Consider the following 26113-nt stretch of genomic DNA (forward strand, 5'->3'; position numbering starts at 1 on the left):
GTTAGCCTTATTAAACGTTTTGCATAGCTTCTAGAAGTTCTTCTTTAGAAATAATACATTCGCCGCCACCTTGCACCATTTGATCACTTCCGCCACCCTTACCATTAATGAGCGGTAATGTCTTTTCGGCAATAGCCTTCATGCTTTTAGATACATTTTTCCCTCTAGCTGCAACGAACTGTAGCTTGCCTTCACTTTCAGAAACAAGCAAAGTGACCATATCTTCTTGTTCAGAAACAATCGTGCGAGCTAATTTTTGTAGTTCTTGCATAGTTCGTTGTTGAAAAGCAGCAGCAACAAGACCTGAGCTATTTGAAACGAGCGCTTTTGCTTCGTATGTTAGGAGCTCCTCTTTGGCTGCAACAAGTGTTTTTTCGGTATGTTTCTGAGCGCTTAGTATTTTAGCGAGGGCTGTAGCCGCTTCTACCTCAGGAACGCTTAGCTGGCGTGCCACATCACCTAATACTTTTTTACGCATAGCAAGTTCGTTTAAAACACGTTGACCACAAACGAATGAGACGCGCACATTGCCCTTCATTTTTTCAGTACCTAGAATTTTTATGGCATTGACCTGCCCAGTAGATGTTGGATGAGTGCCACCACAGCCGTTGTTATCATAGTCTGGAATGATGACAAGTCGAATATCTCCAGTTACAGCAACTTCTTTCCGAAGATTAAAATCGGACAGTTCTTTTTCTGTAATCCACGTAGTTTCTATCGGACGGTTTTCTAAAATAATTTCATTAGCTCGTATTTCGGCTGCTGTGAGCTGTTGTTCTGTCAAAGTATCGACAGCAATATCAATTGTGACATGCTCACTTCCTAGATGAAAACTAACCGTCTGAGCATCAAAAAGTTCTACAAATGCCGCTGTTAAAATATGCTGACCAGCATGTTGCTGCATATGGTCGAATCGCCTAGGCCAATTTAACGTACCGTGCACGAAGCCTTCCAATTCTGATACATTACCCTGCATATAATGGCGAATCTCTTCTCCGACTTTCTCTACATCTATCACTTCAATCCCATTCAATGTGCCAGTATCATGGGGTTGTCCTCCGCCAGTTGGATAAAATGCAGTATTAGATAACACAACATAATGACGACCAAATTCGTCGGTTTCTTTACTAAGAATATGAGCATCAAACTCACGTAACATAACGTCCTGATAATATAATAAATCTTTCAAGTAAAAGCCTCCTTTTTATGTAGGTACAGTTTACGCTAGGGTAGATTCTACTTTATTTTGGCATAATTACTTACAAGTGTATATGGCTTTTCTTGTTGACCCATGCTGAAATTGATTTAATATAGAAAGGAACAGCTAAAGATAAAGGAGCTAGCATTATGGAAATTACACAATTCTCAATGGAAGAAATTTTAGACCCAACCAATATTATAGAAGGGAAGCGTTACGAATTTATTTTAGATATTGAAATTGATGAAGAAGATGAGCTATTTCACGAAGCAGGTATTGAAATTCGTGTTCTTATTGGTGAAAAGGCAGATGAGCCATATATTTTAAATTACTTCATCATGGAAAAGGCAGAGGGTGAATACTTAGATTTTGCTTTAGAGGATGATGAACTAGAGGAAATTTTAGTATTTTGTAAAGAGGAAATAACAAAGTCATAAAACGAAACAGGTAGAGAGTATATTCTTTACCTGTTTTTTTATTTTGATGATGTAGAAGTCTGCTACCTACAGGAGCGCTTTATGAGCAAGGGATTTATGTCGGCTTGATCAGCATCGCATTGCTCAAAAATCTGGGGTGAATGGATGGACTTAAGGATCATGTAAGCTTAATGACATATTCGCGTAGAGTGTGTGGATTAAACTGAGTTTTAGGTTTCATTAATTCGGGCAGTTTAAATAGAGAGGTGCTTATATATGTCAACTTACACGCAATCCATTCTTATTGCATTTTTCATAACCATTATTTTATCATTTGTTCTTTTTATTCCATGGCTAATTTATACGTATCGAAAATATAGTTACTTGTCTATGTCGAAAACCATTATTATGTTCTCCTTTATTTTTTACTTTTTATCTGCACTCTGTTTAGTATTACTGCCATTCCCTTCTACAAGGGATACTTGCTCACTTCAATCGCCAGATACAGTCCATACAAATTTACGACTATTTCAATTTGTCGAGGATATTTTAAAGGACAGTGGCGTTGTCTTAAGCAATCCATCGACATGGCTTGCTATCACAAAACAGCAAGCATTTTATCAAGCATTTTTTAATTTCCTATTATTAATGCCATTCGGTGTATACTTGCGTTATTTTCTTCAAGAAAGAAGGTACTGGAAACGTGCATTTATAATAAGCTTTTTGCTAACATTGTTTTATGAGATCACACAAAGAACAGGTATTTATGGCATTTTTAATTGTGCCTACCGCATATTTGATGTGGATGATTTATTGCTAAACAGTGTAGGTGCATTATTAGGCTTCTTTTTAGCTCCTATCGTGTGGGCACTATTTCCTTCTCATGAAGAGGTCGAGGCTAAAGCTGCGGAAATGGAAAAAAAGGATATTGTAAAACCAATATCCATTTTACTAGCATTGGTTATTGATTTATTTATCGTACAAGTAATTTTGTTCATTATCGGCGCTCTAACGGGTTATAGTGGCACTTTTGAGTTCTTAGTTGTCATTGCACTATACATGACTATCTTTGGCTTCATACCAAGTATAATGAATGGCGCAACAGTAGGTATGAAAATTATGCGCTTTACCATGGTCAATAAGAAGGGCAAAAGTATAGTAAGGCAATCATGGAGACGCTGTGTAGCGATTGTTGCGACCGTATGTCTATTAGAGGCCATTTCAACAGTTGGTGATATTCAATTAGATATGGATTCACCATTTTATGTTCTGCAAATTGTCATTTCTTTACTAGCCTCATTAGGAGGTTTTGCACTTACAATGATAATAGCTATTCATGTTATACGTGTCATTGTTAGCGGAGGAAAGCGTCGTTTGTATATCGACCATTACGCAGATTTAATGGCAACAAGGAAAAAATAAGGGGGCAAGTGGAATGAAATACGTCATCATTGGGGGAGATGCTGCAGGGATGTCTGCAGCTATGGAAATCTATCGTAATGTACCAGGAGCGGAAATAACTACTTTAGAACGTGGCTTTATTTATTCATATGGACAATGTGGATTGCCATATGTTGTAGATGGTCGTATTTCATCAACCAAACGATTGATTGCAAGAGATGTTGAAACTTTTCGAGGTAAATATGGCATCGATGCACGAGTTGGCTATGAGGTAGAAAAGGTAGATGTAGAGAAGCAGGTTGTTTCGGGGATACAGGCAAATGGCGAAGTATTTGAAATTTCCTATGATAAGCTTCTTATTGCAACAGGGGCAGATCCAGTTGTACCTGTTAAAAAAGGTGTCGAACTAGAAGGTATCCACACCGTAAAAACAATTCCTCAATTAGAAGACTTAATGGCTGATTTAACGCCTGATATTGAACAGGTAACTATTATTGGTGGCGGCTATATCGGCTTAGAGATGGCAGAAACATTACATGCCTGTGGGAAAAAGGTAAGACTTGTCCAACGAGGAAGCCATGTGGCAAAAATTTTAGATGAAGAGCTTGCCCAACATGTTCATGAAGAAGCAAAAAAGAACAATGTAGAGCTATTATTAAATACAGATGTAGAAGCTTTTGAAGGGAATAAACGAGTGGAAAGGGTCATCACAAATAATGGTGTCTTGGAAACAGATTTAGTCATCGTTGCTTCAGGTATTAGACCCAATACAAAGTTTTTAGAAGGTACTGGTATAGCTTTTGCAAAAAATGGGGCTATTATCGTCAATCGACATTTAGAAACTTCGGTGGAGAATGTTTATGCGGCAGGAGATTGTGCCACTCATTTTAATATTGTGAAGGAGCGCATAGATTATATACCTTTGGGGACAACTGCCAATAAACAGGGCCGTCTTGCGGGTCTTAATATGTCAGGAAAGTTTGCACCGTTCAGAGGCATTGTGGGGACATCTATTTTAAAATTTTTCAACTTAACAATTGCTACCACTGGTATAAATGAAAGCCATGCGAAAGAGCTTGGCTTTGATTACGAGGCCTTTAAATTATCAGCTCGCCATATTGCAGGCTATTATCCAGGTGCACAACGTATGTACATTAAGGTAGTTGTACGTAAACGAGATCAGTTGCTATTAGGTGCACAAATTGTTGGGCCAGCGGGTGTTGATAAGCGTATTGATGTGTTTGCAACCGCATTGTATAGTAAAATGACATTACCAGATTTGCTAGATTTAGATTTAGCTTATGCACCGCCATTTAATGGCGTATGGGATCCTTTACAACAGGTGGCAAGAATGAATGGACGTTTATAAATAGGAGGTAGAGAGCAATGAGTATTTATGATATTAACGTGACGTTAGAAGATGGTACTGACTATAGCCTAGAGCGTTATAAAGGAAAGCCGATGTTAATTGTCAATACTGCCTCAAAATGTGGCTTTACACCTCAATTCGAGGAATTAGAAGGTCTCTTTGAAAAGTATCAGGAAGAAGGTCTTGTTGTACTAGGTTTCCCGTCCAATCAATTCAAGCAAGAGCTGGCAACTGCTGAAGAAGCCGCTTCACAATGCCGACTGGAATATGGGGTAACCTTCCCAATGCATAAAATCGTTAAGGTGAATGGTAAGGAAGCACATCCGATTTTTGATTATCTCACTTCACATTCTAAAGGTTTTTTAGGCAACAGCATTAAATGGAATTTTACTAAATTCTTAGTGAATCGAGATGGCGAGGTTGTTGGACGCTACGCATCGGCAGATAAACCAAGTAGTTTTGAAGATGATATTAAAAAAGTTTTAGCCTAATAGTTAGAGGGATTCATGCACAGACTGTGTATGAATCTTTTTTTTATCAATTAAGCAAAAAAGGCAATGTATTTGGATAACACATATTAATTTATTGAGAATAGATGATTTAAGGTTGCTGTAAGCTTGCGACAATTTTACTGTAAGTTTGGGGGCGTATACTAAAGTCAGAAAGAAGAGGAGGAGCGTATATGACGCCATTATTACAGGTACAAAACGTTGAGAAAACTTACGGCAAGGGCGCTAATACTTTTACAGCGTTATCTAATATATCATTTGAAGTAAATAAAGGTGAATTTGTGGGCGTAATGGGTCCTTCAGGGGCTGGGAAATCTACGCTTCTTAATGTATTAGCTACGATTGATACACCGACGACTGGTGAAATCATAATTGGTGATACGAACTTAGCGCGTATGAAAGATGCTGAATTGGCTGATTTTCGTCGTGATAACTTAGGATTTATATTCCAAGACTATAACTTACTTGATTCTTTAACGGTACGTGAAAATATAGTCTTGCCGTTGGCTATTGCAAAAATGCCAACAAAGGCTATTAGCGCTAGAGTTGATCGTATTGCCTCATTGTTCGGCATTAGTGATTTATTGGATAAATATCCTTATCAAATATCGGGCGGGCAAAAGCAGCGTACAGCATCGTCACGAGCTTTAGTGACAGAACCGAAATTAATCTTTGCGGATGAGCCTACAGGTGCACTTGATTCAAAATCAGCAACCGATTTGCTGGAAAGTTTAAGTGATTTAAATCAAACACAGGCGGCAACCATTATGATGGTTACTCATGACGCTTTTGCAGCGAGCTTCTGTCAGCGCATACTATTTATTCAGGACGGGCAGTTATCCAAGGAAATTCATCGTGGGACTCTAACAAGGAAACAATTTTTCCAAGAGATTCTACAGGTGCTGTCAAGCATCGGGGGTGGAGTAAATGACGTTATTTAGTTTAGCGCGTAAAAATATTCAACGTAATCTATCCAACTATTTTTTATATATTGCCTCAATGGTATTCAGTATCGTCATTTACTTTACATTTGTGACACTGAAATATAATGATGATCTTTCAGCCTTAAAACAATCCTCTCAGCAAATTAAAGGATTGATGAGTGCATCATCTGTTGTTTTATTGTTCTTCATTGTCATCTTTATGGCCTATTCTAATTCATTTTTTATGAAGAAACGGAAAAAGGAAGTAGCACTCTATTCACTATTAGGTGTGCGTAAGCAAAAGATTGGTCTCATGCTGTTTTTCGAGAATCTAGTCATAGGGTTAGTTTCTCTAGTATTGGGCATCGGTTTAGGATTCTTTATGTCTCAAGGATTATTAATGATATTAGTCCGCTTAATGGGGTATGAAATTGTTGGAAGCCTAACATTTTCGGTAGAGGCACTGTTGAATACAGCAGTCATTTTTACAATACTGTTTTTATTTACGTCGTTACAGGGCTATCGTGTTATTTACCAATTTAAATTGATTGACTTATTTCATGCAGAAAAACAGGGTGAGCAAATTCCACGTGCCTCTTTAGTAGCTGCTGTTTTAGGAACGGCGCTTATCGCATTTGGTTATTATACAGCTTCCTCTGATATGTTTACGAGTGAAATTTGGCGATTCTTTACGGTTCTAGGCACGCCACTAATGGTCATCGGCGTAACTATCGTAGGGACATATCTTTTATTCCATAGTGTAAGTGTCTTTGTGTTAACAGCTTTAAAAAGAGCGACATCTTGGTCATGGAAAGGGTTAAATTTAATCGGAGTTTCCCAGTTATTGTATCGTATCCGCGCAAATGCTAAGTCATTGTCGATTATTGCCATTTTAAGTGCAACGACAATTACAGCAGGCGGTGGCGTCTTTGGTATGTATTATAATGCAGAAGCATCTGTACGTCAGATGCTGCCCAATACATTTATGTGGAAAGGCGATCCCGTCGAGTTTTCACAGAAAGACGTTATCTATCATGAATCACTGTCTGTGAAGAATTTACGTGTCGATAATGAATTTTCATTTTTCGAATATACATTACTTAAGGAATCTGATTATAATCGTTTAGCAAAATTACAAGGTAAGGATCAAAACCTGCATATTGCTGATGGATCGGCCGTGCTGCTGGACGCAGCTTATGATGAACGATTTTCACATGACTTTACTGGGGAAGATTTCAAACTAAAAAATGGTGATTCCTTCCATGTGGAAAAAATGTACACAGAGAGCGTTCTTAACTTTATTCCGGCGGGGACTGTACTTGTCGTGAATGATCAAGAGTTTGCTGCGACTAATGCAGAAGAGGTAAAGATGCAGGCTATTGGTTTAGACAATGATTTGAAACAACAGGCCGTGTCAAAAGACATAGTCAAGCAATTGTCGACAGAACAACAAGAATCTTTCTCTAGTGTTCCACAAAGCTATGAGGATAGTATAGCCACAGTAGGTGCATTACTGTTTGTTGGTAGCTTCCTTGGACTAGTTTTCCTAGCGGCAACAGGAAGTATCATTTATTTCAAAATCTTAACGGAAGCCGAGGAAGATCAGGCGAAATATGCGATTTTAAATAAAATTGGTGTAAACAGTAAGCAAATCTTAAAGACTGTAGCCGGACAAGTGGCTGTCATCTTTAGTGCACCACTGATCGTAGGTATTGTGCATAGTGCATTTGCGTTACTAGCATTTTCACAGTTATTTGGTATGAATATTACGAAGCCAGTCATATTATGGATGATTGCGTATTCTGCTATTTATTTCATCTATTATATATTTACTGTACGTTCGTTCTACAAAATTGTAAGACAGGGGAATTAATATGAAAAAAGTATTTTTCGGAATAGGTGCATTGCTTATCTTATTCGTAGCAGGGTTAGTTGTATTGATGACTGTAGACTTTAACCGTTTAAATAAAGACACTTATTATGTCCATATTACGGCTGATGGTGAGGTAGAGGAGTATAAGGCAAGTAATGGTGAAATTTTTAAAATGTATTGGTATGAGCTGCCTGCCTACAATAAAAATGGGGAAGAAAAAACATTAAAATTCTCCGCTCACAAAAATTTACGCCATGATGCTTATTTAAAGCTTTATGTCAAAAAAGAAACAGAAGTCTCTTCCTATGATGAGGTGAAATTCCACGAGTTACCGAATAAAGCGCAAGATCAAATGAAATAGCAAAAAGGAGCATCCACTAGTCAAACTAGGGCTGCTCCTTTTTTAAATAAATGGTAACGGTGGTACCCTTACCTTCTTCTGAAGTAATAGTAACAGTACCTCCATGGGCTTCAATAATATCTCTAGCAATGGCGGTGCCTAAGCCGGTACCAACTGTATTATCCGTATTTGTACCGCGGTAATAGCGCTCAAAAATATGATCTAAATCCTCCGCAGAGATCCCTTTGCCATTATCCGCTATCGTAATGGAGTCTTTATCGATAGATACATGGACAGATACATCAGGCGTGTTGTGAAGTAGGGCGTTGTGTAAAAAGTTCATGATAGCTCTGCGCATAAAATGTTCGTCAATGAGATGGTGATAGTTTTCTGAGGTTGCTTCAAACTCTATATTGGCAAGTTCAAACTGTGGGGTATTTAATGTATCAATCACAATCTCACGAATAAACGGTACCATGTTGACGTCTTGTAGAGTGAGCGGTAGTTGCTGATGTCTTAAGCGCATCGTTAAATTTAAGTCATCGAGCAACTCTTGCATATGCAATGACTGTTTCTCGATAATCTGAGCATACTCGGCCTGTTCTTGAGAGGTGAGTGTCTCGTCGTCTAAAAGCTCTGCATAGCCACGAATAGAGGCAAGCGGTGTTTTCATATCATGAGAGACATTGCTAATCCATTCCTCACGCATCACTTCAAGACGTTTGCGTTCCTGCTCATGTAAAGCTAGTTCTCTAGATACTTCATTTAAATTTTCAAAAACAGTTTTATATACACCACCAGGTGTTTTAACTGACTGATGCTCATGGTTTTTTAAATGACGAATGCGTTCTATCAAGGCATAGAGAGGCGTCGTTAGCGTACGACCAAATAGCCAGCCAACCAATGCAGCGACTATTAAATCAGCAATAACAATGAATAATCCGAATTTACCAGCAAACTGCAACAAAGAAGGGCCAGAAATATGCATGACTAATCTTGCAACATTACTCCCTTTAATGCCAACAAGATAACTAACCTCATCTTTGACACCAACATAAACTGTCGTATCAGCATCAAATTCTTTATATTTGTACACTTGTATCAAATCAATGGGTTTGTAATGGGAAGGTGCTTCATCTGGAGCAAATTGAGAACCAATGACTTGACCATTCATATCAAGTAATTGAATCCAAGCATTTCGCTGATGCAACTGTTCGAGTCCTTCTGTACTTATAGAAGCTGCTCCATTTCCTATTTCAATGTACTGCTGAAAATTCCGTACGAAGTCTTCTTCTTTCGATTCAGTAGCTCCATGAGAATCATTAATAAGTCTATATGACAGGAGCCCCATGAGAATGGCTGTATTGACGAAAATAACGATGATCACAATGGATAGAACAGAAAAGAGGAAGCGTGCGGTCAATTTCCACTTCATCCTTGCGCCTCTTTTGGTATGACGAACTTATACCCAAGGCCTTTTACAGTTGTGATAAAAAAAGGTTTAGAGGCATCCTGCTCAATTTTTTCACGCAGACGTCGAATATGCACCATGACTGTATTATCAGAACCGAAAAAATCCTCTCCCCAGACACGCTCAAAAAGAGTCTCTTTACTTAAAATGCGATTAGGGTTGTTCATAAAACATGCCATTAAACCAATTTCCTTAGCCGTTAACTCCAATAAAACCCCATCCTTGTGTACTTCAGTTTCATCAGCGTTAAGCTGGAAGGGTCCAACTTGTATCGTTTTTTCTGAAATGCTCAAAATTGTATCGTGTGTTTGATAGCCAGCTCTACGTAACTGTGCCTTTACACGGTAGGCAACTTCCTTAGGGCTAAAGGGTTTTGTAATATAATCATCGCCTCCAATGGCAAGTCCTAAAATTTTATCAATTTCTTCATTTTTAGCAGACATGAAGAGCACGGGTACATGCGATACTTCGCGGATTCGTCTACATAAATCATAGCCTTCCCCATCAGGAAGCATGACATCTAGAAGCACAATATCGGGACTTGTTTGCTGAAAGCTTGTCCAAGCATCCTGAATGGAGCCAGCTGTATAAATTTGTTTATAGCCTTCTTTTTGCAGACTTACCTTTAGAAGATTAGCTAAATCTACCTCATCATCGACTACTAATATGGTTGGCTCTTGCATTTATTCACACAACCTTTCTTTTAATGAATACTTTCTTTTTGAAAGAATCTTTATATGTTATGAACATCATTATAAATGAAATGTACTGAAAAGAGTAAATGAAGTATTACTAAGAAAAGACTTTGTATACTTACGTTCACAATTATTAAAAATGAAGTTGGGGGAATGAAACCTTTACAGCTATTAAACGTAAAAAGAGTATAAACGAATGAGGAGGAATGGCAATGTTTAAAAAAATAGCTGCGGATGCATTAGGATTATCTGATATTGGAGTAGTCGTTCAACGAGAGGATTATGATAAAACAGATGCAGATGATTTTATACTACATGAAATTGATGAGAAAATTTACTTTTTAATTAAAACGAAGGCAGATGAATACTGCTTTACAAACCGTGCCATTCTCCATGTAGATGGCGAAAGCGCTATGAGTAAAAAACGATTACTACGTCGCTATGACTATTCTATGTACGCTATTACAGATGTTTTTCTCGAAACAGCAGGAACAATTGACCTTGATGTCGAAATTAAGTTTACAATCGGTAATTCTCCACTTTCCATCGACATTCATAAACGCTTTATTGATGACATTAAAGATTTATATAAAGCACTACATGCGATTAGCTACGAACAAAAGAACAATGCCTATAAGTTAGAAGTAGCAGAAAAAAGCTTACATATTGCTTCTTCATCACTTGGACGAATTGGCAATGATAATATTTCTCCATCAGCATCATTTGAGGCAATTACCCGCTTTGCGAATACTTGGATGATTGATCATAAAGATCAGTACAAAAAAGAAGATTTCTCACATATTTTTGATTTATATATGAATAATTAATTGTGCCAAGTAGTTTAGGCTGCTCATGATAGAAAAAAATAGCTCTCTGCGTATGTGGAGAGCGTTTTTTTACATATAATCTCATACATAAAAAGACAAACTAGGAGCGTGACGAAAAATGACAAACGAATTGCAAGTGCTTGACAAAGAGGGACTAGAAAGTGACTTTATACAGCAACCGCAAGCCGCTGAGACATTGTTCGTAAATGAGTTCATAGATGGTATTTTGGACCCTTCACAAGAAATGCTTGGGCCAGTTAAAGATGGAGGAACAATTATTGCCAATACCACACCTGGCTGCTGGGGGCCCATGCTAACACCAACTATACGGGGTGGACATGAAGTAACGAAGCCTGTTTTTGTGGAGGGGGCTGAGGTGGGGGACGCCATCGTCATTAAAATTAAGTCTATTCAGGTTACTTCACTGGCCACTTCCTCTGGTCATGATGAGGCGATTACAGATCGATTCATTGGTGATCCATTTGTTTCCGTAAAATGCCCAGGCTGTGGCAAGCTCCACCCAAGCACAGTTGTTAAAGGTATAGGTCCTCAAGCAATTCGCTGTTCGACATGTGACACAGAGACAGCACCATTCAAAATGACGAATGGCTACACAATGACGTTTGATCATAAAGGGCAAATAGGTGTAACGGTTGGACGAGAGGGTGCCCGTCGTATTGCCCTTGATGCCAAAAATTACATGAGAACACCTGAAAACTCTACTCAAAATCCCGTTGTTGCACTAGCACCAAGTGACATAATAGGTGTCATGGCCAGAATGCGCCCATTTTTAGGTCAGCTTGGTACAACCCCTTCAAAGGCAATGCCAGATTCTCATAATGCGGGTGATTTTGGTTCATTTTTAATTGGGGCACCACATGAATATGCCTTTACACAGGATGAATTGGATTTACATCGTACTGATGGACATATGGATATTAGCAGAGTTCGTGAAGGTGCAACGATTATTTGTCCTGTAAAGGTTCCTGGCGGTGGCGTATACATTGGAGATATGCATGCCATGCAGGGAGATGGTGAGATTGCAGGACATACAACTGATGTAGCAGGAATTGTACAGCTTCAAGTTAGTGTCTTGAAGAAAGTAGCATTGGAAGGTCCCATATTACTACCAAATGAGGAAGATTTACCGTATACAGCAAAGCCTTTTACAAAGGAAGAAAAGCGTCGTGCTCGTGAACTAGCAGAGGAATTTGGGGTAAAGCAGGTTGAAGAGGCATTCCCTGTATCGATCGTTGGTTCTGGCAAAACATTAAATGAGGCAACTGATAATGCTATTCGTCGTGCTTCCAAGCTATTCGAGTTACCTGAACCAGAGGTATTAAATAGAGCAACCATCACAGGCTCTATAGAAATTGGTCGTCATCCAGGGATGGTCACAGCTACTTTCCAAGTACCTAAAACGATACTGAAAAAGGTCCGAATTTATAAAACGGTGAAAAAACAATACGATTAACAAATCAATTTGTAGGAAAGCAAACTTTCAAAGGTTTGCTTTTTTTGTAGGAGTTGTGAGTGGAAAAAGTGATTATTTGTCGGAAATTTGAAGTTAGAATTGAAATGTTATGATGGATTGATATAATGATAAAAGTTTAATATCCATTAATATATAAGTATAAAAAATAGAGAAATAGCAAAGTCGGTGCTGAATGTCAGAATTAGTGCGAGTAGGAAATAAAATTGAAAAAAAGAATATCATAAAGCCCTTTATTTTAAAGATGAAGGGAGGCGGACATGCGCCCTCTCGGACAAATTTTGCTGATGCCTTTACTGGAGCGATAGGTGGTCTAATCTGTATTTTTGTGTTGCTTTTGTTAACAAATTATACAAATGCACCTTGGTTAATGGCATCTCTTGGCGGGAGCTGCGTTCTTGTATTTGTCGTTTGGAATGCGCCATTGTCTCAGCCTCGAAATATTATCGGTGGTCATTTGGTTTCTGCATGTATTGGTCTAGTATTGTATTCAACATTAGGTTCGAGTATGTTGTCCATCAGCCTTGGTGTTGGGTTAACTATATTTTTCATGGCCTTGTTAGGCATTATTCATCCACCTGCGGGCGCCAATCCTATCATTATTATTTTAGGAGGCTATAGCTGGAGTTACTTAATTATGCCTGTATTAATAGGGGCAGTCATTATTGTTTTCTTTGGTCTGTTAATAAATAATTTAAGAGAAACACGAAAATATCCACAATTTTGGTGATCAAGATGCCATCTGCGAAGTATTCACTTCATAGATGGATTTTTTTATTCGCATGCATTTTTGATAGGCATACCACTATTTTTTTAGCATATGTTAGGTAAGATTTGTTATATTGAAGAAAGAGTGTTAAAAACATGAATTTTAAAGATAGGGGTAGATCTTTGTTGGTCGAACTTGATGGGAGGCTCCAATTGTATGCTGTTGGACTGTGATGAGCAATTATTCATGACATATAAACAAGGTAATGTAGAGGGTGCTGAAAATTTACTTGCAACATGGCTAGAGGCAGAGGTAGATCTGCAAGAAGATCCAAAAATACTTGGTACTTCGCTCTTACCCAAACGATTTTTAGTAAACGAAGAAATGGCTATGAATATTGCCTTTTCCACAGCACGTAAATATTGGGGCCGTGCATCAACAGAAATGCAAATGTATTTTGACAAATATGGTTTAGATGCAAAATTTGTGAATGATCGGCTCAATGCCTTTTTTTATACGCAAAAAGGAAAAGAAACTTTCTTTGAGCAGCTCTTTGCCCAACATACAATAGACCTAGAACGATTAATTTGGCTGGTTTTTGGGAAAAGAATGCAGATGGAAATGCCAGTGAATGAGCTACAGACAATTATGTTATATAAATTTCAGGATGAGTATTTAGTGCATATGATGTATAAGGAACATACATCTTTTTGGCATTGGCTGTTCACAAAAAAAGTTTATTCACTTTTTATCCACAGACCATTAGAACAATTCACATTTCTTTATGAAATAATGGGACATTTCGAGCATTCTATGAAAATGAGCTGTGAACATGTGGATAACTTTGTGAATAACTATAAACTGATACTGGATAAGTGTATAACTCATGTGGATAAAAATAAATCTAGCTGTTTGGCAAAGAAACAGCTACGACTTTACCAAATTGTTACACATTATTGCTTATCGGAGGGTGACTATCATCGCGTCAAAGACTTTATAACTTCGTTTGAAGCGGAATGGCGATACTCCATGTACGCTCTAACAGAGAAGGAAAAAGTGTTAATTGCCTATATTTTATTTCATATAGCAAATAGAGAACTGCAAAGTGAAAAAGTTATACATTATGGTGAATATTTATTAGAGGATGAGCGCTTAAATAATTATGCTATCGAAATTTTATTGGAATATAAAGATCTTTTGCCAAATCGGAAACCTACACCACCTGCAATTATAAAAAATTATCAACTAAATTATTTAGAAAACTTATATGCTATTTTACTTGATCATTATGTAAAAGCGACACGTTATGAAGATGGCTTACTGCTTTTAAAGGAACATGTATTAGCGTCTAACAAAAAAATAAATACTTCTTTAGTACAAAAAAACTATAGCAGTGAACAGCTAATTGCTATTGAGGCATACGTTCAACAGGATATTGCTCTACAGGTGAACAACTCACTACAGCATATTGGTTTGTCAGTAGAAGAGTGGCGACAAAATTATCGTCAACCGGATGTCCCTTACTATATCGTGGCACAGAGTGCTTCCTTGCATATGTTAAATATTTTACGGGTGTTATTTGTAACGGAGCAATTCGAGCTTTTTGAGAAATTAATGGAAATCTATAAAAAATATTTATTAATTGATGATCATTTTGAAAATCTTCGAGTATTTATTAGTGCCTATGTATAAAAAAGTGTCTAATACGTCCTTCATCGACAGTATTAGACACTTTTTTTATTCCAAAACGCCTTTATCTTTTAAAGCCTTGATTTGTTCAGTATCGTAGCCTAATGAACTTAGTATTTCCTCATTATGCTCACCTAGCTTAGCACCAACATGCTTGTATTCTGGTGCAGAGCCATCAAATTTAAAAGGAGAAGCAATTTGTTGTTGTAATGTGCCATCCCCTTTAGGAATCGCAACAATCATTTCTCTTGCTTTTAGCTGTGGATGCTCACAGGCTTCTGGGAATGTGAGAACAGGCTCCACACAACCTTCAAAATCTTCATTAAATACTCTTAGCCATTCCTCATACGTTTTCGATAAAAAAGCATCGTGAACAGCTTCTTTAAAACGAATTTGTGTGTAGTAGGAATCATTGAACGTATTATCAATCAATTCAGGAATATCGAGTGCTTCACAAAGTAATTTTCGAAATTGAGGCTCTAAACTACCGACAGAGAAGAAGCGGCCATCCTTTGTTTTATAAAAATCATAGTAACTACCACCGTTTAAAATTTCCTGTTCTGGCTGTGGTACACGTCCACCTCCAATAAAGGCTGAGCCATACATAGCATTTAGTGAAAATACAGCATCCGTCATACTAATATCAATGAATTGACCATCACCTGTTTTCTCACGATGAAGGGCAGCGGCTAGTACCCCAATCGCAGCATGCATCGTTCCACCTGCAATATCAGCTAGCTGAATTCCCATGGAGACAGGCTTTTTATCTTTATGGCGAGAATAATCAAGGACACCGGCTAATGAAAGGTAGTTATTATCATGCCCAGGTCGATTGCTATATGGTCCCGTTTGTCCATAGCCTGTAATCGCACAATAAATTACCCGTGGATTTATTTCTTTAAGAGCTTCGTAGCCAATCCCGAGCCTTTGCATAACCCCAGGTCGGAAACCTTCAATTATTACGTCATATTCTTGTACAAGAGATTTTACAATTTCAATAGCTTCTGGTGATTTCAAATTTAACGTGATCGATTTTTTAGAACGATTTAAATGTTGATGGATATATGCTTCATGATCATCATCGTAAGGAGGCATAATTCTTGTTAAATCGACGCGTTTGGAAGATTCAACATGTATGACATCGGCTCCTAAATCAGCAAAAATCATTGTTGCCATTGGCCCTGGTAGTAATGCAGAAAAATCGAGAATTTTTAACCCCTCTAAAATACCCAAATCTTTCAACCCCTTTTTGTGTAGGCTACACGACCATCAAGGATGGTTGAGTAGCGCTTTTCTCATAATCCCCATTGTGCGAAAAGCGTTGTGCAAAACTGTAATAATACAGAATATTTAATTTTAATCAGTATTATAACAGAATGAATCTTTCCTTGCCTATGTTAATTTTATTATAGAATAAATAATGCTACTTTTATATGTCAGAATAACAATAAAAGTAAAAAAATTTAGAATTTAGATTCTGCATCAACTTTCTGACAACTGTTGTCAAATATTAGAAAATTCAGTGAGAAATAAAGAGCTTATTGGAAAGAGAAAGTTTACTGGATAGCCATATTATTCAACCCTCTTTATTGATACAATCCTAGAGATATGTTCTAGCGTTTAACGGAAGGAGTCTCTTCAGAAGATTCCTTTTCTATTGAAGTGCTGTTGCTTATAATAGGCACTAATTGTTAAAAATTATAAACATACTAACATATATAGGTGGGAAGTAATGAAATCACATCAGTTAAAATTAAAGCATTTAATTATGGGAGTAGCTATGGCTGCATTCTTCTTTACAAGCATAGGAAGTGTTTGGGGCGGATACAGAATGAATGTTGACTCCATAAAGGAAAATACACTTGAAACAAATCGAGTGTATGCACAGAAATTGGCTTCAACAGCAGACGCCTATCTTCATGAAGCCTTTCAAATTTTAAGTTATAGCGCCAATCAAGTGAGTGAAAATTTGGATGATGAGCAAATTTTAAATAGAGAAACAGACCGTCTAAGATTACAAAATGAAATGTTCAATTCAGTAATCATAACAAATGCAAAGGGGCTTGTTTTATCTGTATCACCACCCTCCATTGAAATTAAAGGTGAGGTTTTAACTTCTCTTGGCGCACAAGAGGCATTAGCCAAAAAAATACCACTAGTTTCTAAGCCTTACGAGGCGATGACAGGACGCCTCATTATTTTTATATCCCAACCTATCTTTTCGGCATCTAACGAGTACTTAGGGATGGTAGCGGGAACAATTTATCTAAAAGAACCAAACGCCTTTAAAACGTTATTAGGAGAACATTATAGTAAGGATGGCTCCTACGTATATGTTGTAGATTCAGATGGACGTGTGATCTATCATCAGGACCCAAGCCGTATCAATGATGTTGTCACAAAAAATAAAGTCGTTCAGGCTGTGATGTCCGGTAAGAGTGGGATTCAAATCGTTGACAACACAAAAGGAGTGAAAATGCTTGCCGGTTTTAGTACAGTGCCTTCCACAGGTTGGGGAGTTGTCGCCCAAAAGCCTTTAGAAGTAGCACTGGCACCTTCATTCGATAGAGTACAAGAAGTTATTATTAAATCTGTACCGCTTATGATTGTTTCAATTGTTATTGTGCTTTGGGCAGCGACTCGCATTGCTAATCCTTTACAACAATTAGCGACGTTAACAGAAGAAAGTCTAGATAAGAAAAATGTAGAAGGCTTAAAGTCAGTCAGTGACTGGTACTTTGAAGCCCATTCGTTGAAGAATGTCTTAATTCGAAGTCTATCGTTTTTACATGGACAGGTTACATTTTTCAAGGATCAATCAACCGTAGATCCATTGACGGGTGTTACCAATCGACGAACGATGGATGCTATGCTGGCGGAGTGGTTAGAAAATAAGGTGCCTCATGCCATTATTTTGCTAGATTTAGATCACTTTAAAAGCGTGAACGACACATTTGGTCATGCTGTTGGTGATAAAGTCCTGCAGTTTTTAGCCAAACATATGCAATCTGTAGGGCGAGAAGGGGATGTATGCTGTCGTTATGGTGGCGAGGAATTTGTGATGCTTCTGCCGAATACAACTGCCAAAGAGGCGGAGCAAGTGGCGGAACAATTGAGGGGAAAATTGGCTGAAACGGAAAGTCCATGTGGTAGACCCGTAACATTATCAGCAGGGATAGCCCTATATCCAGAAATGGCTGCTACAACAGAGGCGTTAATTGAAGCGGCTGATGGAGCCTTATATGAGGCGAAACAAGCTGGACGAAATCAAGTTAAGATTGCCGTACAAAAAATAAAGTAAAAATTAATTAAAATAAGCTTATATTTTTGATTTTTGGGGTAATTGATTAATGGAAACATCATTTGGGCAAGCTATTTGTAAGTCATTCGCTAAATGACCATTAACTATGTTCAAATGATATGTAATTCGGGTCACATCTCTCGATCGACTTGACAAGACGTAAGGTTATCCCCCTTTCCCTTATGACATCACAAGTACGACTAGATGTATGCCTATAAATCGTGAAAGTCAAGTGAGCACCGATGCTCCTTGGCTTTTTTTGTTGTTGTAAAATGCGATAGAAGTTTTTGGCTGTACGAGTAGTCTCGTAGTGCTATATTTATCAATAAATTTACTGGACTATTTTACATTTATCTATGAAGATTCGCCTGCTCTTGGTCGATATAAAGGGTATGATGAAAATGATATTTGTACGTATCAAAATACATAAGTGAAAGGAAGAGTGGAATGGATAAATCTAAAATCCAAAAAGTAAATAAAGCCTTGATAGCAACAGTATTTGCTTCAAGTGGGATTGCTGTTGTAGTACCTTCACCACAAAAGGCGGCAGCGGCTACTTCTCCCTTTACAGACATAGATCAATACTCGGTTCATTATAACGATATATTAAAATTGTATTCTCAGGGCGTAATTAACGGGTTTGCCGATAATACCTTCCGTCCAGATGTCAATGTAACTCGTGGACAAGTAGCAAAAATGCTGGCTACGGCATTAAAATTGGATACTAGAAATGTCCAAGACCCTTATTATAAAGATGTTCCGAAGGGGAGCGATTTTTATAAATCTGTAGCGGCACTGCAAAATGCAGGCATTATGTCTGGTTATTCAAATGGCACATTTATGCCCAATGAAGTAATGACTCGCGGCGAATTAGCTAAAATATTAGTGTTAGCATTCCATCTGGAGGTTTCTCCTAGTTACAACAACATTTTTAAAGATGTAGATAGCAAATCAAGCAATGCAATCTATATTCAAACACTAATCGATTTGAACATTACGGAAGGAACGACACCTGTAACATTTTCACCGTTTGATCCTGTAAATCGTGGACAATTTGCTTCTTTTGTTGTCCGTTCACAAGAAAAGAAAAATAATGAAACATCTTACAAAATTACAAGTGTCGATGATGATGCCGTTTATATAAATGGAAAGGCTTATAAAGCAGAAAACCTTTCACATATTTTTAACGACTATAATGCTCCAGTTTTAAAGGGTGCTTATATTGAAGGGACTCTTTCTAGTAAGAAGATTCTATCCATTTCTAAATTAACTATAAATGCTAGTGGTACAAGCAAGGATTTCCTTGATTTCGATGGGGATCATGGTTCATTAGGTGCTACTATCGAAGTTAATGGTAATTATATTGAATTTAATAATCTGAAGATGACTGGTACTATGTTTGTCAATGAAACAGTTCGTCCACCATTACATTTAGGGGCTACTACTTATAATCAGCCTTTATCAATTGGACGTGTGGCAAGTAACAATATATCATTTATCAACTGGTCAGATCCTGATAATACTAAGGGTGAGGATTCATCTATTAACAATTCAACAAACGATCTTCAGAATTGGACGAATCAAAAACCTGAAAAAGATAAGCCTTTTGTCAACTGGTCTAACGAAAAACAGGAAATGAAAAATGTTGAAAAGCATCTTGAATTTTATAACAGTACTGTTTCGAGACTAGTAGTATCTCAAACAGGTACAAAAATCGAATCCAATATGAAATTACCACGTGTAGACATTATAGGAAGTGTGCGCGAATTTGAAATTGAAGGCTATATTGGTACGTTAAATCTTACTACAGAAACACCGCTAACAATTTATGGTTCAGGAAATATTGATTGGATCAACTACAATAGCCGCACAGATCTTGAATTATATATCTACGGTCGAATTGGCACATTATTTGTGGATAATTTATACGGTAAAATCGATATTGGAGATTACACGTATATCGATAAGGTCATCTTACCTAAGGATGGTTCACCGAATAATATCTTCGACGATTTCCTTGATGATAAAGATAATATAGGCAGTATTACTGATCCAGATGGCAAACCAATTGATAAAGATGAAAACGAGAATCAAAACCCTGATGATAAAACAAAACCTATCGTTAGCATTACAAATGTCAAAGTGCTAAATGGCAGTGAGATTCAGGCGGACTTCACATCCGATGAAGTCGGTACGTACTATTATATTGTCCGTGAAAAAGGTGCCGAAGTACCAAATAAACGTGAAATGGTTAATCACCTTTCAAATGAAAACGTAGCTTATGGAAGTGGTGCCGCTGTAAAAGGTACAAACTCCGTTAAAGTATCCAATCTAGGTGAGAAAAAAGAATATGTCATCTACATCATGGTGGTAGACGGCTCGAAAAATGCATCTGATATTGTGTCACAATCATTCCAGATGAAAGATGCATCACCGCCAGTAGTGAAATCTTTACAAGTTACACCTTTACACGGAGGCACAAGAGCTGAATTCAAATTTGCAGCAAGTGAACCTGGAGATTATTACTACTATGTTCGTAAGAAAACAACAGCAGCTGACCCGACAACGGCAGACATCGTCGCTAACCCAACAGGTCAAGGGAAAGCAAAAGCTGGTGAACTTGGCATAACTGGAATCTTAACAGGACTTGATCCGGAGACAGATTATCAGCTCTATGTCGTAATGAAGGACGATTCAGGAAACTACTCTGTAGATCCTGCTGTTGTAAAGGATTTTAAAACTGGTGAGCTTGATAATATTAATCCATATGTTGAACAAGGTAAATTAGTTAGAAAGAGCAATAATCAGTTTGAATTGACTGTGAGTGAGGCATTAGATCCTGCAAGTGCTAACGATATTAATAATTACTTATTAACGGGTACAGTTATTGTAAATGTAACTGGAGAAAAAGGAATTAAACCTTCAGCTGTTGAGTATAAAGCAGGGGATAAAAAAGTATTATTAACAATTCCATCTGATACAGGTTTTGTTAATGGTGATACATTACGTGTAACGGTTTTACCAGGTGTCAAAGACTTAGCAGATAATGCATTTGAAAACACGAATACGGTGAAGCCAGGTGACCCTATTCGTAATTATGCTGAGTATAGACATGAAGATACTGTAATGCCAGTAGTAACAATTGTAAATACAATTAATAAAACAGATGAATCTGATGGTTTCCGACGAGCTGAAATCGAATTTAAACCGAATAAGGCCGGGACATATTATTATATGATACTACCAAGTACAGTAGTAGATAATGGTGAAACGAAGACTTTCCAACAATATTTAACAGATCATAAAATTACAGAACGTGACTTTATTAATGAATTTGGGAATGATTCTAGTAAATCTGGTTATTTCCAGATTGGTGGAAAGGATATTTATATCCAACGAGGTTCAGGTACTGCAGATTTGGAAACAGCTACACAAAAATTCCCTGTCTCTATTGAACAAAATAAACTTGATCCGTTTAATAGTTATACTATTTATATGGTGCTAAGAGATCGTGGTGGAGAACTTTCTAAAATCGCGGGTCCTAAGACAGTATTTGAAGATACTAAAGCTCCTTTACTACGTAATATAGAGATTAAAGCAAAAGAAAAAGATGATACAAAGGCTACTATTAGCTTCGAAACAAATGAAACAGCAAAAGTTCATTACTGGTTTGTTGAAAGAAGAATTAAAGATAAGGATGGCAATCTAATTGATAATCCGGATGCCAATCTAACTGCACCCGCAGATGAAAAATATTTAGAATCAAAACTTAAAGCTAGCCCATCGGTTGAAAAAATTGGGAAAGGTCTTTCAGGGACATTGGATGCGAGAGGTGTATCCCTTAAACCACATACAGAATATGTCGTTTATGTAGGTGTAGAGGACACTCCTGGCAATTTCACAATCTATAAGGCGAATGATTCATATAATGACCATGATCGAACATCTGATGGCTTGATGAAGCATAACTTCTATTCGGATGGTACACCACCAAGCATTGGAATGGTTTCTCCAATGGACAATAAACAATACCCAGGACTTATCTATCGTAATAGCGATGATACATTTACAATCACGTTTAATGAAACAATAATGCGTGATGAAAATGGTAAGTCCAAACTTGAAAATCCAGGTGTTGATTTAGCAGATATTTTGACAATTACCTCAAAGGATATCAATGGTAATGAGGTAGATGTGACAGCTAAATACGAGTCAGTTACTTATACTGTTGGGACAGATACCACTAAAGAGAGTAAGCTCATTATTAAACCAAAAACATTAAGTGATGCAAATCAAACGATAAAAGTTACAATGAAAGAGGAAACTCGAGACTTCATGATTCCAGGCTATGAAGGCCATAAGTTTGTCAATACTGGCCAATATTTATACAGAACATTGGATGCGAAGTTTATGGAAATAAAACTAACCTATTTGACTTCACCAGGCGACGATAGAAAAGTACAGGCAACATTTGATTTACTTGGCTCTGATTCGCAATTCTATGAAAATGGTGAATTACTGAAGTATTATTATTTATCTGATACTACTGGAACAGATGCTTCAGTTATTACAGGTAGAACTCCTGCACAAGTGATTCAAGCAGTCTTACATGGTTCAAACAGTTCTTTATCAAAGGGAACAGGAACAGTTGCGACAAATGTAGCTCGTGTTACAAAAGAACTTACACATCCAGCTAAATTCTTCAATGGTGACTGGGTGACAATTGTATTAGAAGATAAATATGGTAATTTCCACAAGTTCTATGCGAAGGTTGGTTATAAAGATCCTTCCATTCAATAATTATCAAAAAGCCAAGTAGATTTGTAAAAACTACTTGGCTTTTTTATTAGTTAAGTATCTAAAAATCGTGGAAGTCGACCAAGCATACAAGGTAGGACGCTCACATGGTCCTCCTCATCAAACTTCACATAATTAGTATAAATGTTTTGGTCACTTAAACTCTTCAGTCGTTCAGCCGCTAAATCAGCTCCCTCTAACATATCAGGCAACTCGTTAGCACCGATTGTGAGTAAGAGATTAATAGCATGCTGACCGTTCCAATCTTCAGAAAATTGGTCTATTACTTTTAGTACCGCATTGTCAGCCCACCAAACAGAGGGACTGCCAGCTACAATATGACTGAATAAATGAGGTCTTGCACATAAAGCATATAGTGTGAAAAGACCTCCTAAGGAATGACCAACAACCGCTTGTTTCTTTTTGTTGATGGGCCATTCTTTTTCGACAGCAGGCATTAGTTCATGTTCAATAAAGTCTAGAAACTCATTGGCTTTGCCGTTTGGTGGCCAAGGAGTTCCATCTGGACGTGCTGGCAGCTTTCCGTCACTAACAGGCAGGGTAAAATCATTGCAGCGTCGTTCCATATCAAAGGGTTCCTTAGAGGGATAGCCAATACCAATAACAAGAATGGGCTCATAGCCTTTTGGTTTGCGCGTTTGTAATTTTACCGCCTCTGCAAGCGTTGGGAAAAGAGCAACTCCATCTAGTACATAAATAACCGCATAACCATCTGCTGGTGGTGCATCTGTCGGGTTTGCAATTAATAGTCGATAGTCTAACTGGTTGTGGGATGTCATGGTATATTCAAAATAAGTTTCTGATACATATGGTTTTTTTGTCATTGTTGTCATGGCGCTAAAAACTCCAATACATCGTCTATCACTTTCCCTTGTGCATGGATACCACCATTTAGCCAATAATCCTCAGATGTTTCAAATACCTGATTACTTTTGAAGGCATCTGTACTTTGCCAGATAGTACTGTCCTTCAGTTCATTGATAAATGGATTTCCAAGATTGCCATCATTGATCAGGAAAATATAATCGGCATCTAGCTCAGGTAGAATTTCCAAAGATACTTCAAACGCACCATTTTTCACGTAGCTACTTTGCTCGAACCCTAATTCGTGTGTTAATACATACCCACTGAAATATTCATCTGTCATGAAAAACATCCCTTTGGCGTTAAAGCGAATTAACGCTACTTTTTTGCCTTCCGTTTTGGAAGCCAGCTTTGATTTTGCTACATCCACCTTTTCTTGATAATTCTGTATAGCTTGCTGTGCTTTAGCGGGCTCGTCTAGTAATTGCCCTAACACTTTAATTGAACCTTCTATATCAGTTGCTGCATTTTTGAACACATAGGTTGGTGCAATTTTTGCGTATTTTTCATATGTGCCATTTTCAATATAAAACGAATTATGCAAAACAATTAAGTCTGGCTTATCTGCCATAATCGTTTCAGGAGATGGGGGGCCGCTTGCAAAGCTAATTTCAGGTACACCTTGTAGCTGATCCTGTAAATAGAGCTGCGGTTTAACGCCATTCGACCATTGCATAGTAGGCTTAATACCAAGAGCTAGTAAGGAATCCTCCAAAACAGGTGCGAATATTTTAGTGGGCTTAGCTGGTAATGTTACTTCATTGCCAGCCTCATCCTTTATGGTTAATGGATAAGCTCTTTGCTCCTTAATATTGTTTGAGTTTACCTGTGTTTCTACCTTTTTTTCGTTATTGCTTGATTGGGCATTGCAGGCAGAAAGTAATCCAATAGCTAGCATTAAAGTGGCCAGAATATAGACAGCTTTTATAATCGCTTGATTACGACCATTGTGTTTCATTGTAGTTCAATGTCTCCTTCCGTTGATAATCATTCTCAAATGGAATTATAATTCACTATCGGATACGATACCATGGACGGGGACAGGAAAAGAGTTTGGATTTTTTCCGGTAAACATGAGCAACATTTCATCTAGCATTCGATTTATCGCAATAGCAGAGTATTCAAACCAAGGATTTGATGGCAAAACATAGACATGTCCATTTTTTACAGCCTGGAGCTCTTTCCAACGATCAAGGTATTGTAAAGTAAGCCAATAATTTCGAGTCTGAGAATCTGGACAAACGATAAATAGTAAACGATCTGGGTTTATGTCTACTAACTGATCAAGCGTAATTAGCTCGTTACATGTTTGTTGTTGCCCATCAATAGGGTAGAGCTGCAAATCTGTAAATAGGACATCCTGAATCCCTTTATTGCAATATAAAAATAATTGATCGCCACATAATCGTAGAACGGCAAAACTATCTTCCTTGGTCACTTGTTTAATTTCTTGCTTAGCCTCTAATACCTTTTGTTCGTAGGACTGTATGAAATACTCACACACGCTTTGCCTTTTGACAGCAACGGCTATTTCTCTTAGTTGTGTTCGCCAATCCTTAGCTTCTATATAAACACTTTTAATGCCAATTGTTTGAAGCCAATCAAGCATGGAAAGAGAGGGCTCTTCTTGAAAAATATGAATATCAGGCTTGGCTGAGGCTAATTTTCTAAAATTATCCTCTGATTCTGCATCAAATATATTCACATGCACTTGGATTTTGTCCTGATAATGATAATGATAATAATAATAAGGACTCCATTTAGCATTCAGTGGAGCCGCAACGGGAATGATGCCAAGAGCTAATAAATTTCCGATAGTAGACACAGAGAAGGTAGAAATACGCTGGCGCGCTAATTTACTGAAAGCAGAAGGTGAAACCCCCACCTCCTTTTTAAATTTACGGCTAAAATAAAATTCGTCACTGTAGCCAACTTCTCTAGCAATATCACGCAGTAATAGGTCGGTATCACGCAATAATTGTTTGGCATGTCCAATACGCAGCTCTGTTAAATAATCTGTGGCACTTAGCCCAAATGCCCTTTTAAAGGCCTCTCCAAAGTAGCTAGAGCTTAGACCAGAAATGATTGCGAGATGCTCAATCGTGAGAGGCTGATGATGGTTTTTAGCAATATAATCACGTATATCCTTTAATGATATTTGCGTCGTCATTCTATCTGTCATACTTTCTGTTTTCATGTAAAATGTCACCCCTTGAAT

20 protein-coding genes are annotated in these 26113 nt (G+C 37.6%); 13 read left to right on the top strand and 7 right to left on the bottom strand.

Going from position 1 to position 26113, the window contains the following annotated elements:
* Window positions 1-10: 10 nt before the first annotated feature.
* Window positions 11-1189 (bottom strand): DHHA1 domain-containing protein, encoded by a 1179-nt coding sequence (locus MKX57_RS00955; protein ID WP_342531538.1) that lies wholly within the window; start codon window positions 1187-1189, stop codon window positions 11-13.
* Window positions 1190-1347: 158 nt separating this feature from the next.
* Here MKX57_RS00955 and MKX57_RS00960 point away from each other — a divergent pair, with 158 nt between their 5' ends.
* From MKX57_RS00960 to MKX57_RS00990, 7 genes are all read left to right on the top strand, one after another.
* Window positions 1348-1635: a DUF6509 family protein gene (locus MKX57_RS00960; RefSeq protein WP_342531540.1), complete on the top strand. Its 288-nt coding sequence runs from the start codon at window positions 1348-1350 to the stop codon at window positions 1633-1635.
* A 255-nt stretch (window positions 1636-1890) separates the two neighbouring features.
* Window positions 1891-3036 (top strand): VanZ family protein, encoded by a 1146-nt coding sequence (locus tag MKX57_RS00965; RefSeq protein ID WP_089986899.1) that lies wholly within the window; start codon window positions 1891-1893, stop codon window positions 3034-3036.
* Between the two features lie 13 nt (window positions 3037-3049).
* Window positions 3050-4384 (top strand): FAD-dependent oxidoreductase, encoded by a 1335-nt coding sequence (locus tag MKX57_RS00970; RefSeq protein WP_089986900.1) that lies wholly within the window; start codon window positions 3050-3052, stop codon window positions 4382-4384.
* Window positions 4385-4401: 17 nt separating this feature from the next.
* Window positions 4402-4875: a glutathione peroxidase gene (locus tag MKX57_RS00975; RefSeq protein WP_069479737.1), complete on the top strand. Its 474-nt coding sequence runs from the start codon at window positions 4402-4404 to the stop codon at window positions 4873-4875.
* Window positions 4876-5066: 191 nt separating this feature from the next.
* Window positions 5067-5834 carry an ABC transporter ATP-binding protein gene (locus MKX57_RS00980; RefSeq protein WP_036122233.1) on the top strand — a complete coding sequence of 256 codons (768 nt, stop codon included), beginning with the start codon at window positions 5067-5069 and terminating at the stop codon, window positions 5832-5834.
* Window positions 5821-7689 carry an FtsX-like permease family protein gene (locus MKX57_RS00985; protein ID WP_342531548.1) on the top strand — a complete coding sequence of 623 codons (1869 nt, stop codon included), beginning with the start codon at window positions 5821-5823 and terminating at the stop codon, window positions 7687-7689. Before MKX57_RS00980 ends, MKX57_RS00985 begins: the two co-directional genes overlap by 14 nt.
* Before the next feature lies 1 nt (window position 7690).
* Window positions 7691-8050 carry a YxeA family protein gene (locus MKX57_RS00990; protein WP_089986903.1) on the top strand — a complete coding sequence of 120 codons (360 nt, stop codon included), beginning with the start codon at window positions 7691-7693 and terminating at the stop codon, window positions 8048-8050.
* 25 nt (window positions 8051-8075) lie between these two features.
* On the opposite strand, the gene MKX57_RS00995 is transcribed toward MKX57_RS00990, so the two are convergent.
* Entirely contained in the window at window positions 8076-9464 is a 1389-nt protein-coding gene (locus tag MKX57_RS00995) for a HAMP domain-containing sensor histidine kinase (protein WP_342531550.1), read from the bottom strand.
* Window positions 9461-10183, bottom strand: coding sequence for a response regulator transcription factor (locus MKX57_RS01000; RefSeq protein WP_089986905.1), 723 nt, complete (start codon window positions 10181-10183; stop codon window positions 9461-9463). Before MKX57_RS01000 ends, MKX57_RS00995 begins: the two co-directional genes overlap by 4 nt.
* Before the next feature lie 224 nt (window positions 10184-10407).
* Between MKX57_RS01000 and MKX57_RS01005 the strand changes: the two genes are divergently transcribed.
* The 4 genes from MKX57_RS01005 (at window position 10408) to MKX57_RS01020 (ending at window position 14915) form a co-directional block, all read left to right on the top strand.
* A complete protein-coding gene (locus MKX57_RS01005; protein ID WP_036122248.1) occupies window positions 10408-11022 on the top strand; it encodes a PH domain-containing protein in 615 nt (204 codons plus the stop codon).
* Between the two features lie 118 nt (window positions 11023-11140).
* Entirely contained in the window at window positions 11141-12496 is a 1356-nt protein-coding gene (locus MKX57_RS01010) for an acetamidase/formamidase family protein (RefSeq protein ID WP_090003021.1), read from the top strand.
* A gap of 193 nt (window positions 12497-12689) precedes the next feature.
* Window positions 12690-13244 carry an HPP family protein gene (locus tag MKX57_RS01015; protein ID WP_089986907.1) on the top strand — a complete coding sequence of 185 codons (555 nt, stop codon included), beginning with the start codon at window positions 12690-12692 and terminating at the stop codon, window positions 13242-13244.
* Window positions 13245-13439: 195 nt separating this feature from the next.
* Window positions 13440-14915: a hypothetical protein gene (locus MKX57_RS01020; RefSeq protein ID WP_090003023.1), complete on the top strand. Its 1476-nt coding sequence runs from the start codon at window positions 13440-13442 to the stop codon at window positions 14913-14915.
* A 45-nt stretch (window positions 14916-14960) separates the two neighbouring features.
* Here MKX57_RS01020 and MKX57_RS01025 read toward each other — a convergent pair whose 3' ends face one another.
* On the bottom strand, window positions 14961-16145 hold the full coding sequence (locus MKX57_RS01025; RefSeq protein ID WP_089986909.1) for a CaiB/BaiF CoA-transferase family protein: 1185 nt from the start codon (window positions 16143-16145) through the stop codon (window positions 14961-14963).
* A gap of 499 nt (window positions 16146-16644) precedes the next feature.
* On the opposite strand from MKX57_RS01025, the gene MKX57_RS01030 reads away from it, so the two are divergent.
* The gene (locus MKX57_RS01030; protein ID WP_089986910.1) at window positions 16645-18213 is read left to right on the top strand and encodes a sensor domain-containing diguanylate cyclase; all 1569 of its coding nucleotides are present in this window, start codon (window positions 16645-16647) and stop codon (window positions 18211-18213) included.
* A gap of 447 nt (window positions 18214-18660) precedes the next feature.
* Entirely contained in the window at window positions 18661-23013 is a 4353-nt protein-coding gene (locus MKX57_RS01035; protein ID WP_171365889.1) for an S-layer homology domain-containing protein, read from the top strand.
* Window positions 23014-23063: 50 nt separating this feature from the next.
* On the opposite strand, the gene MKX57_RS01040 is transcribed toward MKX57_RS01035, so the two are convergent.
* Genes MKX57_RS01040 through MKX57_RS01050 form a run of 3 tightly spaced genes read right to left on the bottom strand, consistent with a single transcriptional unit; the run spans window position 23064 to window position 26092 of the window.
* Entirely contained in the window at window positions 23064-23864 is an 801-nt protein-coding gene (locus MKX57_RS01040; RefSeq protein WP_342550676.1) for an alpha/beta hydrolase-fold protein, read from the bottom strand.
* On the bottom strand, window positions 23861-24853 hold the full coding sequence (locus MKX57_RS01045) for an ABC transporter substrate-binding protein (RefSeq protein WP_096363400.1): 993 nt from the start codon (window positions 24851-24853) through the stop codon (window positions 23861-23863). Before MKX57_RS01045 ends, MKX57_RS01040 begins: the two co-directional genes overlap by 4 nt.
* Before the next feature lie 45 nt (window positions 24854-24898).
* A complete protein-coding gene (locus MKX57_RS01050) occupies window positions 24899-26092 on the bottom strand; it encodes an AraC family transcriptional regulator (RefSeq protein ID WP_342550677.1) in 1194 nt (397 codons plus the stop codon).
* Between the last annotated feature and the right edge of the window lie 21 nt (window positions 26093-26113).

Source organism: Lysinibacillus sp. FSL M8-0216, from assembly GCF_038595555.1.
GTDB lineage: Bacteria > Bacillota > Bacilli > Bacillales_A > Planococcaceae > Lysinibacillus > Lysinibacillus fusiformis.